This window comes from Caulobacter sp. GW821-FHT12D05 (assembly GCF_058807295.1).
The window spans coordinates 497,411-512,910 of the sequence record NZ_JBXAQO010000001.1; the positions used below are offsets into that span (position 1 = coordinate 497,411).

Below are 15,500 nucleotides of genomic sequence, written 5' to 3' on the forward strand. Positions count from 1 at the left end.
TCTCTGATTGGACCCTCGCGATGTCCCTGCTGACGCGCCGCGCCGTGATGGCGGCTTCGACCGGCCTTTTCCTGGCGCGCGCGACGGCGGCGGACGGGCTGGAGATCCGTGGCGCCGCGCCCGCCGAGCCGTTCGCGCTAGGCGTGGCCAGTGGCGATCCGTCGACCGACGGCTTTGTCTTGTGGACCCGCCTCAGCGCGGGCGGCGCGCCACTGGACGCCCCGGCCGTGCCGGTCGCCTATGAGGTCGCCGAGGATGAGGCGTTCCGACACATCGTGCGACGCGGCCGCCGGGCGGCCAGCCCCGCCCTGGGCCACGCCGTACACGTCGAGATCCAGGGCCTGCGTCCGGGGCGGGCCTATTGGTATCGTTTCCACGCCCTGGGCGCGGTCAGCCCGGTCGGGCGCACCGCCACCGCGCCGGAACGCGCCGAACGCGCGCGGATCGCGGTCAGTTCCTGCCAGCACTTCGAGTTGGGCTGGTTTACCGCCTATCGCGACATGGTCGCCGCCCAGCCCGACCTGATCGTGCAGTTGGGCGACTACATCTACGAGAATAGCTACGCCCAGTTCCCGAAGGTCCGCGCCTTCGACGCGCCCGAACCCACGGACCTGGATGGCTATCGCCGCCGGCACGCGATCTACAAGTCCGACCCCGACCTACGCGAGGCTCATCGGCTGGCGCCCTGGGTCGTGACCTGGGACGATCACGAGGTCGAGAACGACTATGCGGACCTGGCCAATCTGAAGGCGCTGGATCCGGCCGTCTTCGCGCGCCGGCGGGCGGCGGCCTATCAGGCCTATTTCGAGCACCTGCCCGTGCGGCCCAGCCTGTGGGCCCAACCCGACGGGCCGAGGCTCTATCGACGTCTGTCCTGGGGCGATCTGGTCAGCCTGCCGGTGTTGGACGGGCGGCAGTATCGCTCGGTCCAGGCCTGCAATCCGCCGGGCCAGAGCGGCAACCGTCCGCGCCGCGATTGTTCCGCGCTAACCGCGCCCGACCGCACCATGCTCGGCGCGGCCCAGGAGACCTGGCTGGACGAGACCCTGCGGGCCGAGCAAGGGCGCTGGACCCTGCTGGCCCAGCAGACTGTGGTCGCGCCGATCGAGACGCCGGACGGCGTGATGTCCGACCAGTGGGACGGCTATGCCGCCGCCCGTGACCGCTTGATGCGAAGCCTGACACGCCCATCCGTCCGCAACGCCGTGGTCCTCAGCGGCGACATCCACGCCTACATGGTCAACGACCTGCGTCGTGGCGGACCCGACACGCCGCCCGTGGCGACCGAGCTGGTGACCACCTGCCTGGCCGCCAGCCATGCCCCGAGGGCCCGCTATGGCGACGTCCGCGCCCGCAACGCCGACGTCCGCTTCGCTGACATCGAGCGCTCGGGCTACACCCTGATCGACGCCACGCCCGAGCGACTGGAGGTCGATCTGCGCACCGTCGCCGATCAGGCCGATCCTGCAGGCGCCGCCGCGAGCCTGGCGCGGGTTTTGATCGAGGATCAGCGCCCCGGTGCGCAGATCGCCGTCGGCGGATAGCCGAACGTCCGGATCATGATCCGTTGTCGACGCTGTCGTAAATCGGTTACCGCCCCGACCTAGTCCTCCGGCGACATTCACCGAAGGGGCCTGGCATGTCCCGGCGCATTCCAAGGCTCGAGGTGATCGAGGCCTTTGTCGAGGCGGCCCGCGCGCCCAGTTTCCGCATCGCCGCGGACCGCTGCGCCTTGAGCCCGGCGGCGTTTTCCCGGCGCATCCAGGCCTTTACCGCCTTTATCGGTCATGAGGTCTTCGTGCGCTATCCGGGCGGCATGCGCCTGACCGAGGCCGGGCAGGCGTGCCTGGACACCCTGGAGCCGACCTATCGCGCCATCCTCGGCGCCGCACGCGATCTCGAGGCCAAGCCGGCCTCGCAGAAGATCAGCATTTCGTTGTCGCACTCGCTGGCGGTCGGGTGGCTGATCCCGCGTATCGAGCGCTTCTACGCCCTTCACCCCCACATCGAAGTGGTCATCGTCACCGCCCGCACCGCGGAGGCGATCCGCACTGGCGTCGCGGACCTTGGCCTTTGCGCCGGGGATATCGACGTGACGGACCTGCATGCCGAGATCCTTCTGCAAGGGTGCATCACGCCCGTCGCCTCGCCCGAGGTCGCTCGTCGCCTGCGCGACGGGACCCGCCGATTGGCCGACGAGCGCCTGCTGACCTTCTCCCAACACCAGGACATGTGGGCCTGGTGGTCGCGCGAGGCCGGGGTCGACTGCGGCCTGCCGCGCGAGGCCAGCACGTTCGACATGGCCCAGGCGCTGTACGAGGCCGCCGCCGCCGGGCTCGGTGTCGCGCCAGGTATCGACGTGATCATGGCTGGCCACCTGAGCTCGGGCCGACTGGTCGAGCTGGGCCTGCCGGCGGTGCGGTATCCCGGCGCCTACCGGCTCGTCGCCAAGCCCAGCCGCCTGCTGAGCAACCAGGTCGCGCCATTGTGGGCCTGGCTGAAGGACGAGGCCGCCCGCGACCGGCGCCCGCAAGCGCCGGTCCGAGCCGTGGCCTGAGCGCGCCTACTTTGGCGCATCCAAGGCGGCGATGACCAAGTCGGCCATCCGATAACCCGCGATCGCCACCCGTCGCTCGGCGACTGTGCGCACCTTGGTCCAGTAGGCGTCCGAGGTAGGCTTGGCGCCGACCGCCGTCGGGCTGGTGGGTGAGCGCGCCGGCAGGGCGAACGACAGGGCCAGGACGTGGCTCTCGTCATGGGCCCAGGCTTTGAAGTCCGGCCCGGAGTTTGCGGGGACGGTCGGGGCCTTCAGTTCCTCCAGCGCCGCGCGCGGATGCAGGGTCTCGATCTCGCGGGCCCGCATATCGGCGTCGGCGGGCAGGCCCGAACGGCTGATCGCGTCGTCCCACAACCAGTGCAGGGCGATCGGCTCGTGGGGCGGCAGCGGGTCGATCACGAACTGCCGGCCCGCGCCGGCGTCGCCAGCGGGATAGGCGGCCGAGAACAGCTCGGTCGTGTGGAACGGCTGGTGGATGTCGCCGGTCACGTGCAGCAGCCAGCACATCGCCGACGCCTTCTCCGCCGGCGTGGCCGAGGGATCGCCCAGGGTGCGGTAGTTCAGGGGCAGGCCCTCCAGCGCCTCGCCGGTCGGACGCCCGGCCCGCGCCGCCACCTTGGCCTTGGTCGCCGCTGGGGCGTCGGGCTCGACCGCCGGCCACAGGGTGATGTGCCAGGTGGGGTGGTCATAGGCCGTCTGTCGCGCATCGTCTGGCCAGCGGGCGCATTCCAGGAACATCCGCCGCACCCGCTCGCGGCCCGTGGTGCGGTCGACCGCCACCTGGAAGGCGCCCCGGTCGGGATGGGCGTCCAGGATCGCGCCGATGGCGTCGATCAAGTCGGGGCGGCGCTTCTCGATCTCGTCATAGGCGATGGCGGCGGTGACCATGTGCCCTGGCCGCGTCCAGGCGCCGGCGGGACCGGCGGCAAGCGCGAGGGCGACGAGCGAGCAGGCGGCTTTGCGTAGCAGGGTCATGGTCAGAACTCCGCCGACAGACGCAGGAAAAATTCACGGCCGTTGAAGCCCATCGGATCGAACTCGCTGTAGGGGCGGCCGGTGGCCTCGCCGGGCACGCGGTTGGGATAGGTGTCGCCGGCGTTGATCACCCCGGCCGTCACGGTCAGGGCCTGGGTCACGCTCCAGACGGCCGAGAGGTCCACCGAGGTCTTGCCCGGCATCCGCATCGAGCCGGTCCCGAACGGGATCGACGTCGAGCCGAAGTCGGTGACGTCGGCGGTGAACCGCCAGGCGCGCCAGGAAAGCTCGGCATTGACCAGGGCCTTCAGGTGCGGCTGGGCGTCGGCCACGGCGTCGATCGAGGCCGGGCCCAGCAGCGGTATCGACGGCAGCACAGGGTTGGTCCGGATGCGCAGCGGATCGGTGTCGAAGGCGCCATAGCCCACCGTCAGGGCCAGGCGCGTATCCGACGCCAGGCGCTTGTCCCAGCGCAGGGTGGCTTCCCAGCCCTGGGTGCGGGTGTCGGAGGCGTTGGTGAAGAACCGCGCCACCGCCGCGTTGGTCACCCCGTGCGCGGCCAGGATCGCCGCCACCTGTGGGCCCTGCAGGTTCTCGGTCATCGCGATGCGATCGTCGATGTCGATGCGGAAGGCGTCGAGGCTGAAGGTCAGGCCGTGGCCCGGCGTCAGGACGATGCCGGCCGAATAGTTCTTGGACTTCTCCGGACGTAGCGGGCTGGATCCGAGGGCCACCGAGACCGGGTCGGTGACCGCGAAATTGCCGACGTTCTGCAGCACGCCGTTGTTGAGCTGGCTGGTCACCGTCGAGAAGTATTGCTGCTGCAGCGACGGGGCGCGGATGCCGGTGCTGACGGCCGCGCGCAGGGCGATCAGCGGTGCGGGTCGCCAGAAGGCGGTCAGCTTGCCGGTCGTCGCGTCGCCGAAGTCGCTGTAGTCCTCGAAACGGGCGGCCGCGCCCAGGTCCAGGCCCTCGATCGGGCTCAGCTCGGCGTCGATGAAGGCGCTACGGCCCGTGCGGTCCACATCGACCGGGGAGGGCGGGTGGAAGCCCGGGAAGCCCTGGGCGCCCGAGAGCGTGTAGGAGCCCGGTTCGCCCGGGACCAGCTCATAGGCCTCGAACCGATGCTCGACGCCGGCCGCCAGATTGGCCCCCGCCATGACGTCCAGCGCCCGGCGGACCGTCAGGTTGACCAGGTTCTGGCGGTAGCGCGCGCCGCCGCCGTAGAACGCCTTCGGGCTGCTGGCGCCCAGCGAGGTATTGACGGTGTTGGAGACGTCGTAGTCGCCGTTGGAATAGCCGTAGGTGTCGGTCAGCTCCCAACCCCAGCCGGCCAAGGTCCCGCGCACGCCGACATTGGCGCCCAGGTCCTTGAGGTCGAGATTGACGATCGGCAGGAAGCCATTGGGGTAGAAGGCCGGGAACACGGTCGGCGCCCGGAAGAGGGGGCTCATCTCCGACTCGCGTCGGCCCAGGGTCAGATAGCCGAACACGGCCGCGCCGCCCTTCAGCGGCAGCTCGGCGTTGGCGACGGCCTGGATGTCGGTGCTCTGGGGATCGCCCAGGGTCGAGGTGACGCGGCCGAAGCGCGGATCGATCTCGGCGGCGTTGGTGTCGCCCCGGTCACGCACCTCGGTCGACAGGGTGACGAAGCCGCCATCGCCCAGGGCGAAGCCCTGGCGCGCCGTGGCGATGAAGGTCTTGCCCTCACCGCGCTCGGTCTGGCCGTACTGCACCGAGCCGTGCGTACCGCCGGGCTCGTCGCGCAGCACCAGATTGATGACCCCGGCGATGGCGTCCGAACCGTACTGGGCGGCGGCCCCGTCGCGCAGGATCTCGACCCGCTTGATCGCCGTCAGCGGGATCATGTTGAGGTCAACAGGCACCGAGCCGCGGAAGGCGCCGTTGTTGAAGGTGATGATCGAAGACGCGTGCCGACGCTGGCCGTTGACCAGCACCAGGGTCTGGTCGGGAATGAGGCCGCGCAGCGTGAACGAGCGCGCGCCGGTCGAGGACGGTCCCGACGAGGTGCGCGGATAGTTGAACGACGGCGACATGAATTCCAGCGTCTTGGTCAGGTCGTTCTGGCCGCGGGCGGCCAGGGACTCCGCGCTCAACACGTCGACCGGTACGGCCGTGTCGGTCGCCAACCTCGGCGCCCCGCGACTGCCGATCACCACCAGTTCCGAAACCTGGCCGCTCGTCTCCGTCGAAGTCGATTGCGCCCAGGCGGGTCCTGCCGCCAGGAGCGCCGTTGCGCCCATAAGCCACTGTCGTCGCATAGCTCGAAAACCCCCGTTTTGCTGTCGGCGGGGGGCTTATCGATCGGGGATCTTCGATCGTCGAACGCAATGATTGCAACGGCGATTGCTTGCCACGCAACGGCTTGCCGGTCTGGCCGCGGCTCATCACGCAAGGCGAAGATGACGGTTCGTGAAGGGCAAAGCGCCTTCTTGTGTCGCTTCGTCAAAGACCCAACATGGTGAAGGTGATCTCGGCGACCAAGCCTGGCTTCGATGTCCGACGGCGAAGCGAGACGCCGATCTCCAGGCGCTCAGTGATGGCGCGGACGATGGCCAGGCCCAGCCCCGCACCCTGGGCGACACTGCTGGCGCTACCACGACTGAAGGGGGCGAAAAGGCGTTCCAGATCCGCTTCGCTGACGCCCGGGCCGTGGTCCCAGATGACGACGTTCAGGGTGTCGGCCTTGGCGAAGGCGACGATGCGGGTCTTTCCGCCGCCATAGGCGCAGGCGTTGAAGATCAGGTTCCGCAGCACCTCGCCGACTAGCACCGGATTGCCACGGGCGAGGGGAAGGCCTGGGGGCAGGCGCGCCAGAACCTCGACATCGGGAAAGGCCCGCACGGCCTCCAGCTGGATCGTGATCAGCAGGGCGGCGAGGTCAGCCTCGCCCTCGGCCGCCGTGGCTTCCGAACGGGCCAGGGCCAGGAACTGTGACAGCACTTGGCGCAGGTTGGCCGCCGCCTGGCGAGAGTCGCCCAATAGGGCCTTGTCGCGCGGCGTGGCGGCGGTGCGCTCTAGCAGGGCCAGATTGGCGACGATCACCGACAGTGGCGTGCGCAACTGGTGCGAGGCGTCGGCCGAGAACCGCTCCAGCGCCCGGGTGAAACGCTCCAGGCTACCCATCAGGTGGTTGAAGGCTCCGACCACCGGCGACAGCTCGGCCGGCGCGCCGGTGGCGTCAACCGGCGCCAGGTCGGGGCGCGAGGCTTGGGCGCGAGTCGTCAGGTCGGCCGTGAGGCGGCGCAATGGCGCCAGGCCCCAGCCGACGGCGGGAATGACCAGGACGCCGGCGACCACGACCAGCAGCACCGGCAGGCCGATCAGGCTGGACAGCAGCTCGCGCTCGCTGGCCTTGCGCGAATCCAGGCTCTGAGCCACGGCCACGACGACGGGCTCGCGCACGCCTGGCACCAGCACCGTCGACTGGGCGATGCGCACCTCATAGCCGCGCATCCTGGCGTAGTTGAAGTTGGTCTCGTTCGGCGCGGGCGCGGGCAGACGGGGCAGGTCGCCATAGCCGGTGACCAGGCGCGGGCCCTGGCGCACAGCGTAGAACACCGCGTCGCGCTCGGGGCTGTCCAGCAAGCCCAGCGCCCAAGGCGGCAGGGCCACCTGGGCCTGGCCCTCGCGCACGCCGATCTGAGCGACGATCGAGGCCGCCGAGCCGGCCAGCAGGCGGTCCGACGACTTCTCGACGACGGCGTGGGCGGCCAGGGCGCCGGCCAGGGCGAGCGCCGCGCCCAGTAGGGCCAGGGGCGCGACCTGGGCCAGCAGCAGACGGCCAACCAGGCTGGGATGGGTGCGGCTCACGGGTCGAGCCGGTAGCCCACGCCGCGCAGGGTGCTGAGGCGCGGACCGTCCGGCGCCAGCTTGCGCCGCAGGCGGCCGACATGGATGTCCAGGGCGTTGGGCGAGGGATCCTGCTCGTCGGGAAAGACCTCTGCGGCCAGGCGTCCGCGCTCGACCACGCGGCCGGGGCGCGAAGCCAGCACCTTCAGCGCCGCCCACTCGCGCGGACGCAGGTCCAGCCGCCGCTCGCCGATCCAGGCCGCGCCGGCCTCCCAGTCGCAGGCCAGGGTCCCGACATGGATAGTGCGGGCCGCATAGCCGCTTTTGCGCCGGACCACGGCGCGCACGCGGGCCACCAGCTCGAACGGGTCGAAGGGCTTCAGCACATAGTCATCCGCGCCCATGTCCAGGCCGGCGATGCGGTCGTGCACGGCGTCGCGGGCCGTCAGCATGACAATCGGCGTCAGCACGCCTTCGCGGCGCAGCTGGCCCAGGATCTCGAAGCCGTCGATGTCGGGCAGGCCGATGTCCAGGACAATGGCCTCGAAGTCGCCGCCGGCGGCCAGGGCCAGGGCGGCTTCGCCGGTCTCGGCGCAGATCGCCTGGTGCCCCTCGCTCTCCAGCGTCGCGGTCAGCGAACGGCGTAGAGGCGGATCATCCTCGACAACGAGTATCTTCATCGGGGATGTAGGGACCGAACGCGGGAAGGAGAAAGCGCCATCCGACGCCGATTGCCACGAGCGGTCAAGAGACGCGGGCTGCTGGCCGCCGCGCTGATGCTCGCCTCGGCGCTGGCGGGCTGCGCGCCCAAGCATCCTGGGCAGGAGACGAGCGGCTGGGACGTACGCGCCGCCGAGCGCGAGGGCGAGGTCGTCGTCTACGCCAATACCGACGTCCACCAGGCGATCGGCGAAGGCTTCCAGCAGCGCTTCCCCAAGATCAAGGTCCGGTTCGTCGAACTGGCCGCCACGCCGATGCGCACGCGCCTGATCGCCGAGATCGACGCCAACAAGCCCGTCGGCGACGTCGCCTGGAGCTCGTCGATGGACATCCAGGTCAAGCTGATCAATGACGGCTACGCTCAGACCTATCGCAGTCCCGAGGCGAAGGGCCTGCCGGCCTGGGCGGTCTGGCGCGACCAGGGCTATGGCGTCACGGCCGAGCCGATCGTTTTCGCCTACAACAAGAAGGTGCTGAAGGCGTCGGAGGTCCCGCGCAGCCACGCGGCTCTGCTGGCGGCGTTGCGCGCTGACCCGGCGCGCTGGCGCGGCCGCATCGCCATGTACGATCCCGAAAAGAGCGGGGTCGGGTTCATGTACTTGTCCAGCGACCTGCAAGCCTATCCGGACGCTTGGGCGCTGTACGAGGAACTGGCCAAGTCGAAGCCGCACCTGTTCGTGCCGGGCGCGGCGCTGCTGAACGAGCTGTCGGGGCCGGGGTTGCTGGTGTTCAATATGAACGGCTTCTACGCTGACTGGTGGGCGCGCCATCGCAACCCTGACGTCGGCTATGTGGTGCCGACCGATTATCACCTGTCGATTTCGCGGGTGGCCTTCATCACCCGCTCGGCGCCGCATCCCAAGGCCGCGCGCGTTTTCCTGGATTATCTGATGTCCGAGGACGGCCAGAAGCGCCTGGCCGAGGCGCGGCTGACGCCGATCCGGCCGGTCGGCGGCGCGGCGACTCTTGGCCCCGGCGGACGGCCGATCCGCGTCGGGCCGGCCTTGCTGGCCAATTTCGACCAAGGCCGTCGAGCTGAATTGCTGGCCCGTTGGCGCAACGCCGCCGCCGGTCGGTGATATATGTGCAAATATTGGGCTTTTGGCGCCTATAGTTTGTGCATTCGTGGGCGAAACGCCTAAGCGTCGCTGTTTCTCGGGGGTCATGCCAAACGGTCCAAACTGTCACGGACCTGTCACGGCCACGAACCTGGGCGAGAGCCGACGAGCGAACCGCGTGGCCTCGGGTTGAGCTTGGGAATTTCCATCTCTCCGTTCATAAACCTGGTGGGCGTTTATGCCGCGCGAGCGGCTTTTGACGGGATCAAACGAAGCGTTCGTATTGCCCGGGTTCTCGCGGAAGAGATCGGGTTTCGGCCCGACGCCGAAGGCGCAACCGCCCCGGAAACGCTCAGGCACCAAGGACCGCAGAACACGAGGACGCTGGAAAGCAGGACCGCTCCATAAGCGAGCGGCCTCGCCGAAGGAGCAAGGGCGCACATGCGCCTGAATCTCTCAGGCCACGGGACAGCGGGGGCAGAGGAACGCCTGTGACGCCTGGAGGTGCTGACCTTCCGGCGACGCGCAACCGAACGCGGCCGAGCAACGGCCGTGGCGGGAGAGGGCGACTGTCGACTGCTGAAACAGAGGGGATCTCTTTTGAATTCTTCGCGTCAAACCCGTCGGAACCTGCTGCTGGGTTGCAGCCTCGTTCCCGCCGTCCTGGTCCTGCACGGCGCAGCCTTCGCTCAAGACGCGGCGGCTAAGGCCGACGACACGAGCGTTGGTGAGATCGTCGTCACCGCCTCGCGCATCGACCGCGCCGGCTTCCAGGCCCCGACCCCGACCGTGCGCGTCACCGCCCAGGACCTCGCCGTCGGCGCCCGTCCGAACGTGGCCGCCGCCCTGAACGACCTGCCGCAGTTCCGCGCCACCACCTCGCCGCAGACCACCGGCACCAACACCGGCGCTGGCAACGCTCCGGTCGACCTGCGTGGCCTCGGCATCAACCGCACCCTGGTGCTGCTGGATGGCCGTCGCTTCTCGGGCGAGAACGACCTCAACATGATCCCCAGCGTGCTGCTGAAGGGCGTGGACGTCGTGACCGGCGGCGCCTCGGCCGCCTGGGGTTCGGGCGCCGTCGCCGGCGTCGTCAACCTGTCCATCGACCGCACCTTCACCGGCTTCAAGTTCGGCATCGAAGGCGGCGAGTCGTCCTTTGACGACGCCAAGCAGATCCGCGTCGAAGGCGCGGCCGGCACGACCTTCGCCAATGGCCGCGGCCACTTCGTCATCGGCGGCGAATATCTCGACAACGACGGCGTCATTCCGAAGAACAGTCGCCCGAACATCGGCCGCTGGGCCACCATCTCGAACGGCGCGGGCCGCTTCATCCTGGCGCCCGACGTCGGCTTCGCGAATGCGGCCCCGGGCGGCCTGATCATGTCGGGCGTGCTGCGCGGCCAGACCTTCAATCCGGACGGCACCCTGCGCGCCTTCGACTACGGTACGGTGCAGGGCACGAACTCGATCGGTGGCGAAGGCCCCTCGAACGACGACCTGTCGCCGCTGGTCACGCCGCAGAAGCGCTACGCCACCATGGCCAGCGCCACCTACGACCTGACCGACAAGGTCAAGCTGACGGCCGAGCTGCGTCGCTCGCGGATGTGGAACAACTACATCTGGTTCGGCGACCACAACCGCGGCAACCTGACGATCAAGTCGGACAACGCCTTCCTGCCGACGGCGGTGAAGACGGCGATGGCCGCTGCGGGCCAGACCACCTTCACGATGGGTCGCTTCAACACCGAGGCCTATCCGACGATCGACTTCGAGCGCGTCTCGACCCAGGGCACGATCGCCCTGGACGGCGAGCTCGACGGTGGCTGGCGCTGGAGCGCCTACTACAGCCACGGCGAGCAGGAAAACAACATCGACACCCCTGGGTTCTTCCTGACCCAGAACTACGCCAACGCCGTCGACTCGGTGATCAGCCCGACCACCGGCCAGGCGGTCTGCCGGATCGCCCTGAGCAACCCGACGACCAACTGCGTGCCGATCAACCTGTTCGGACAGGGCGCGCCCTCGCAGGCGGCGCTGGCTTACGTCACCGGCACGCCGTCGATGCGTGAAACCAGCAAGCTGGACGTCGGCGGCTTCAGCCTGCGCGGCGAGCCCTTCTCGCTGCCGGCCGGTCCGGTCTCGATCGCTGTCGGCGCCGAGGCCCGCAAGGAGTCTGTCGATCGCACGGTCGGCGCTCTGGACACCGCCAAGGCCTTCACCTCGTTCAGCTTCTCGGCCATGGCCGGCAGCTTCAGCGTCAAGGAAGCCTTCGCCGAAGTGCTGGTGCCGGTCGTTCGTGACGTCCCGGTCTTCAACAAGCTGGAAATCAACGCCGCCGCGCGCATCTCGGACTACGACACCACCGGTTCGATCTGGTCGTGGAAGCTGGGCGCCACCAACGAGTTCTTCCCGGGCTTCCGTGGTCGCATCACCAAGTCGCGTGACATCCGTTCGGCCAACCTGACCGAGCTCTTCACGTCGTCGACGACCGGCTACAACACCCTGACCGACCCGACGAACAACTCCAGCGTCTATGTGCTGACCAACGGCGGCGGCAACCCGAACCTGAACCCTGAGACGGCCAAGACCTTCACTACGGGCTTCGTCTATTCGCCGCCGGCGATCTCGGGCCTGAGCATGTCGGTCGACTACTTCAACATCAACATCGACAACGTGATCACCACGATCGCGGCCCAGGACATCGTCACCCGGTGCGCCAACGGCAACCAGGACCTGTGCTCGCGGATCACCCGTGACTCTGCCGGCACGATCACCCGGATCGTCTCGACCTACGTCAACCTGGCCAACTACAAGACCGACGGCTTCGACGCCGAGATCTCGTACTCGACCGCGTTCGACCGCCTGATCCCGGGCGCTCCGGGCCGTATCCGCGCCCGCCTGCTGGGCACCTGGATCAACAGCCTGACCACCAACGACGGCGTCAGCAAGATCGAGTACGTCAAGTCGCAGGGCTATTCGTTCGGTCTGGGCGCGCCCAAGACCCGCGCGAACGCCTCGATCGACTGGGCCGGCGACGTCTTCAGCGCCAACCTTCGCGCCCGCTACATCTCGGCGGGCAACTACAACAGCACCGTCGATCTGGTGAACAACCACATCAAGGCCTACACCTATTACGACCTGGGCCTTGCGGCGAAGCTGCCCGAGATCCGCGGCAACGCGATCGAGCTCTACGCCAACGCCACCAACCTGTTCGACAAGAAACCTCCGGTCAGCTCGCTGTACTCGCCGTACTACGACGTGATCGGTCGCTATGTGACCGTCGGCGCGCGGATGCGTTTCTAAGCCCGCCCGACACCGCGCCGCCGGCTGCTTCCCCCCAAGCCCCTCCCGCCGGCGGCGCTCCCCCTTTCTTCCGAGGCGTTCCTCACATGATTTCTCGCCACTCCCTGGCGCTGGCCCTGCTGGCCTGCGCCGCCGCGACTCCCTTGGCGGCGCAGACCGTCGCGCCGCCTGCCGCCGTCGTCATCGACGGCGCGCCGGCCATTCCACAAGAGCTGGCGGCCGCGACCGCGCCGTATCTGCAGTCCCGTCACGCTGACTTCCTGGGCTGGAACACGGCTGACCGTTCGATGCTGATCAAGACCCGCTTCGGCGGCTCGAACCAGATCCACATCGTGGCCAAGCCCGACGGCGACCGTCGTCAGATCAGCTTCGAGAACGAGCCGATCCTGGCCGCGGCCCTCTCGCCCAAGGGCGACACCCTGGTGATCCAGAAGGACAAGGGCGGCGACGAGTTCTACCAACTCTACGCCCTTGAAGCCGGTCGCCCGCGCCTGATCACCGACGGCAAAAGCCGCAACTGGTTTGGCGCCTGGTCGCCGGATGGCAAGCAGGTCGGCTACGCCTCGTCGCGCCGCAATGGCGCGGACATGGACCTCTACGTCGTCGACCCGAAGGACCCCAAGACCGATCGCCTGGTCGCCCAGGTCACCGGCGGCGGCTGGAACATCGCCGACTTCTCCGCCGATGGCGCCAAGGCCCTGGTCCTGAACCGCATGTCGGTCAACGAGGCCATGGTCTACGAACTGGATTTGGCGACCGGCAAGATGAAGCCCCTGACCGATCCCAAGGCCAAGGCGTCCTACGTCGATCCCAAATACGGCCATGACGGCTCGGTGTGGCTGACCTCGAACAAGGGTTCTGACTTCCAGCGCCTGGGCAAGCTGGACGCCAAGGGCGGCTTTACGCCGGTTTCCAAGGAGCCGCGCTGGGACGTCAGCGATTTCGCCGTCTCACCGGATGGCGCGTTCGCGGTCTACGCCATCAACGAGGCCGGCGTGTCGCGCGTGCGGGTGCTGGATATCGCCACTGGCGCCGTGCGTCCGGTCACTGGCCTGCCGGCAGGCGTGATCCCTTACGCCATCGGCGCGGCCATCGAGATCTCGCCCTGGGGCCAGATCGGACTTTCCATGTCCAGCGCCAAGGTGCCGGGCGACGCCTTCTCGATCGACGCCAAGACCCTGGCCGTCACCCAGTGGACGCACAGCGAAACCGGCGGTTTGGACCCGAACCTGAACGTCGAGCCCAAGCTGGTGGAGGTCGCCAGCTTCGATGGCGAGAAGGTGTCGGGCTTCCTCTACCAGCCCGACCCGGCCAAGTTCCCCGGCAAGCGTCCGCTGATCGTCGACATCCACGGGGGGCCGGAAGGCCAGACCCGTCCCGACTTCCTCGGCGGAAACAACTATTTGCTCAATGAGCTGGGCATCGCGCTGTTTTTCCCGAACGTGCGCGGCTCCACCGGCTATGGCGCGCGGTTCGTCAATCTCGACAACGGGCCGTTCAAGCGCGAGGACTCGGTCAAGGACATCGGCGCCTTCCTCGACACGCTCGAGAAGGATCCGGCCCTGGACGCTAGCCGCTTCGCGGTCAACGGCGTCTCGTACGGGGGCTACATGTGCTACGCCTCGGCCACGCACTACAGCCCCCGTCTCAAGGGAGCCAACTGCTACGTCGCGATCTCCAACTTCGTCACCTTCCTCGAGAACACCCAGTCCTACCGCCGCGACCTGCGCCGGGTGGAGTATGGCGACGAGCGCGATCCCAAGCAGCGCGAGCAACTGATGAAGATCTCGCCGCTGACCAGCGTGGACAAGATCACCATCCCGCTGCTGGTGGCCACGGGCGGGACCGACCCGCGCGTTCCGGCCACCGAGGCTGACCAGATGATCAAGGCTGTCCGCGCCAAGGGCGGCGAGGCCTGGCACGTGCTGGCCAAGAACGACGGCCACGTTTTCCGCAAGAAGGAGAACGAGGACTACTACTTCTGGACCAGCATCATGTTCTGGCGAAAGACGCTGCTGGGTCAGTAGAGCCGGCAGGCAAGGGCGCGGACCAGCAAGTCCGCGCCCGTTCTCATGAGAGCCCCGGGGGAGGATATCGGACATGACGTCTCTGCGATGTGGGGCGCTGTTGGCCCTCACCCTGCTCGCCGGCCCGGTCTGGGCAGGGCCGGCGGTCGACCATCATATGCATGTCCATTCGCCGGCGATCCTGACCATCCTGCCGGCCTATTGCGCCAGCCCGAAGCGCAAGAGCCCCTGCGATCCCCGCTTCACCGCGCCGCTGACGGCGCAGGACGCGCTCAAGGCCATGGACGCGGCGGGCATCCGGCGGGGCTGGTTGATGTCGACGGCCTACCTTGCCGAAAGCCCATTGGCCGAGCCCAGGCCGGACGCGACCGAGGTCATGCGCGAGGCCAACGACTTCACCGTCGACTTGGCCCGGCAATATCCCGATCGCTTCGCCGCCTTCGTCAGTGTCAATCCGGTCGCGCCAGACGCCTTGGGCGAGATCGCGCGCTGGAAGGGCGATCGCGCCGTCACGGGGCTGAAGCTGCACCTGACCAATTCCGGTGTCGACCTGCGTGACCCTGGCCAGGTCGCCAAGCTGGCGGCGGTGTTCAAGGCTGCTTCGGCCAACGGCTGGACGATCATGATCCACATGCGCACCGGCGCGGCCGACTACGGCGCGCGCGACGTGCGGGTGTTCCTGGAAGAGGTGCTGCCGGCCGCCGGCGATGCGCCGGTGGTCATTGCCCACGCCGCCGGCTGGGGACGCATAGACGCCGTGACGCTTGACGCCCTGGGGGCCTTCGCCGAGGCGTTCGAGAAGAATCCAGCGCGCGTGCGCAACGTCCATTTCGATCTGGCCCAGGTTTTCACCGAGGTGACGACGGCCAACGACCGCGCCAGGATGGCCGCCCTGATCCGTCGGATCGGACCCGAACGGTTCGTGGCCGGCTCCGACTGGCCGTTCTCCGGAGACCTCAAGACCTATTTTGCGCATGCCTACGGCGGCCCCGAGTTGTCGGCAGCTGAATGGGCTTTACTGTTAAAGTCGCAGCCCTAGGCCTT

At 68.4% G+C, this 15,500-nt stretch carries 10 protein-coding genes and 2 riboswitches; of the genes, 6 read left to right on the top strand and 4 right to left on the bottom strand.

What is annotated here, in order from left to right; translation table 11 throughout:
• Nucleotides 1-20 precede the first annotated feature (20 nt).
• Entirely contained in the window at nucleotides 21-1,544 is a 1,524-nt protein-coding gene (locus AC1RRR_RS02270; protein ID WP_492810204.1) for an alkaline phosphatase D family protein, read from the top strand.
• A gap of 95 nt (nucleotides 1,545-1,639) precedes the next feature.
• Nucleotides 1,640-2,557, top strand: a complete 918-nt coding sequence (locus AC1RRR_RS02275; RefSeq protein ID WP_492810206.1) for a LysR substrate-binding domain-containing protein — start codon at nucleotides 1,640-1,642, stop codon at nucleotides 2,555-2,557.
• A 6-nt stretch (nucleotides 2,558-2,563) separates the two neighbouring features.
• Here the strand turns inward: AC1RRR_RS02275 and AC1RRR_RS02280 are convergent, their stop codons facing one another.
• From AC1RRR_RS02280 to AC1RRR_RS02295, 4 genes are all read right to left on the bottom strand, one after another.
• A complete protein-coding gene (locus AC1RRR_RS02280) occupies nucleotides 2,564-3,532 on the bottom strand; it encodes a S1/P1 nuclease (protein WP_492810208.1) in 969 nt (322 codons plus the stop codon).
• Between the two features lie 2 nt (nucleotides 3,533-3,534).
• Nucleotides 3,535-5,682 (bottom strand): TonB-dependent receptor plug domain-containing protein, encoded by a 2,148-nt coding sequence (locus AC1RRR_RS02285; protein ID WP_492810210.1) that lies wholly within the window; start codon nucleotides 5,680-5,682, stop codon nucleotides 3,535-3,537.
• A 316-nt stretch (nucleotides 5,683-5,998) separates the two neighbouring features.
• Nucleotides 5,999-7,366 (bottom strand): sensor histidine kinase, encoded by a 1,368-nt coding sequence (locus tag AC1RRR_RS02290; protein WP_492810212.1) that lies wholly within the window; start codon nucleotides 7,364-7,366, stop codon nucleotides 5,999-6,001.
• Nucleotides 7,363-8,025, bottom strand: a complete 663-nt coding sequence (locus AC1RRR_RS02295; protein ID WP_492810214.1) for a response regulator transcription factor — start codon at nucleotides 8,023-8,025, stop codon at nucleotides 7,363-7,365. The genes AC1RRR_RS02290 and AC1RRR_RS02295 overlap by 4 nt, the downstream gene beginning before the upstream one ends.
• A gap of 96 nt (nucleotides 8,026-8,121) precedes the next feature.
• Between AC1RRR_RS02295 and AC1RRR_RS02300 the strand changes: the two genes are divergently transcribed.
• The 4 genes from AC1RRR_RS02300 (at nucleotide 8,122) to AC1RRR_RS02315 (ending at nucleotide 15,495) form a co-directional block, all read left to right on the top strand.
• Nucleotides 8,122-9,144: an ABC transporter substrate-binding protein gene (locus tag AC1RRR_RS02300; RefSeq protein ID WP_492810216.1), complete on the top strand. Its 1,023-nt coding sequence runs from the start codon at nucleotides 8,122-8,124 to the stop codon at nucleotides 9,142-9,144.
• 267 nt (nucleotides 9,145-9,411) lie between these two features.
• Nucleotides 9,412-9,502: riboswitch (glycine riboswitch) on the top strand.
• Between the two features lie 3 nt (nucleotides 9,503-9,505).
• A riboswitch (glycine riboswitch) is annotated at nucleotides 9,506-9,597 on the top strand.
• Between the two features lie 126 nt (nucleotides 9,598-9,723).
• A complete protein-coding gene (locus AC1RRR_RS02305; protein WP_492810218.1) occupies nucleotides 9,724-12,429 on the top strand; it encodes a TonB-dependent receptor domain-containing protein in 2,706 nt (901 codons plus the stop codon).
• Between the two features lie 86 nt (nucleotides 12,430-12,515).
• Nucleotides 12,516-14,456 carry a S9 family peptidase gene (locus tag AC1RRR_RS02310; protein WP_492810220.1) on the top strand — a complete coding sequence of 647 codons (1,941 nt, stop codon included), beginning with the start codon at nucleotides 12,516-12,518 and terminating at the stop codon, nucleotides 14,454-14,456.
• 73 nt (nucleotides 14,457-14,529) lie between these two features.
• Nucleotides 14,530-15,495, top strand: coding sequence for an amidohydrolase family protein (locus tag AC1RRR_RS02315; RefSeq protein ID WP_492810222.1), 966 nt, complete (start codon nucleotides 14,530-14,532; stop codon nucleotides 15,493-15,495).
• The last annotated feature ends 5 nt before the right edge of the window (nucleotides 15,496-15,500 follow it).

Excerpts from the sequence above, each read along its gene's own strand:
- AC1RRR_RS02300 (WP_492810216.1), top strand. The coding sequence starts at position 8,122 with ATGCTCGCCTCGGCGCTGGCGGGCTGCGCGCCCAAGCATCCTGGGCAG.
- AC1RRR_RS02310 (WP_492810220.1), top strand. The coding sequence starts at position 12,516 with ATGATTTCTCGCCACTCCCTGGCGCTGGCCCTGCTGGCCTGCGCCGCC.
- AC1RRR_RS02280 (WP_492810208.1), bottom strand. The coding sequence starts at position 3,532 with ATGACCCTGCTACGCAAAGCCGCCTGCTCGCTCGTCGCCCTCGCGCTT.
- AC1RRR_RS02270 (WP_492810204.1), top strand. The coding sequence starts at position 21 with ATGTCCCTGCTGACGCGCCGCGCCGTGATGGCGGCTTCGACCGGCCTT.
- AC1RRR_RS02275 (WP_492810206.1), top strand. The coding sequence starts at position 1,640 with ATGTCCCGGCGCATTCCAAGGCTCGAGGTGATCGAGGCCTTTGTCGAG.
- AC1RRR_RS02295 (WP_492810214.1), bottom strand. The coding sequence starts at position 8,025 with ATGAAGATACTCGTTGTCGAGGATGATCCGCCTCTACGCCGTTCGCTG.
- AC1RRR_RS02315 (WP_492810222.1), top strand. The coding sequence starts at position 14,530 with ATGACGTCTCTGCGATGTGGGGCGCTGTTGGCCCTCACCCTGCTCGCC.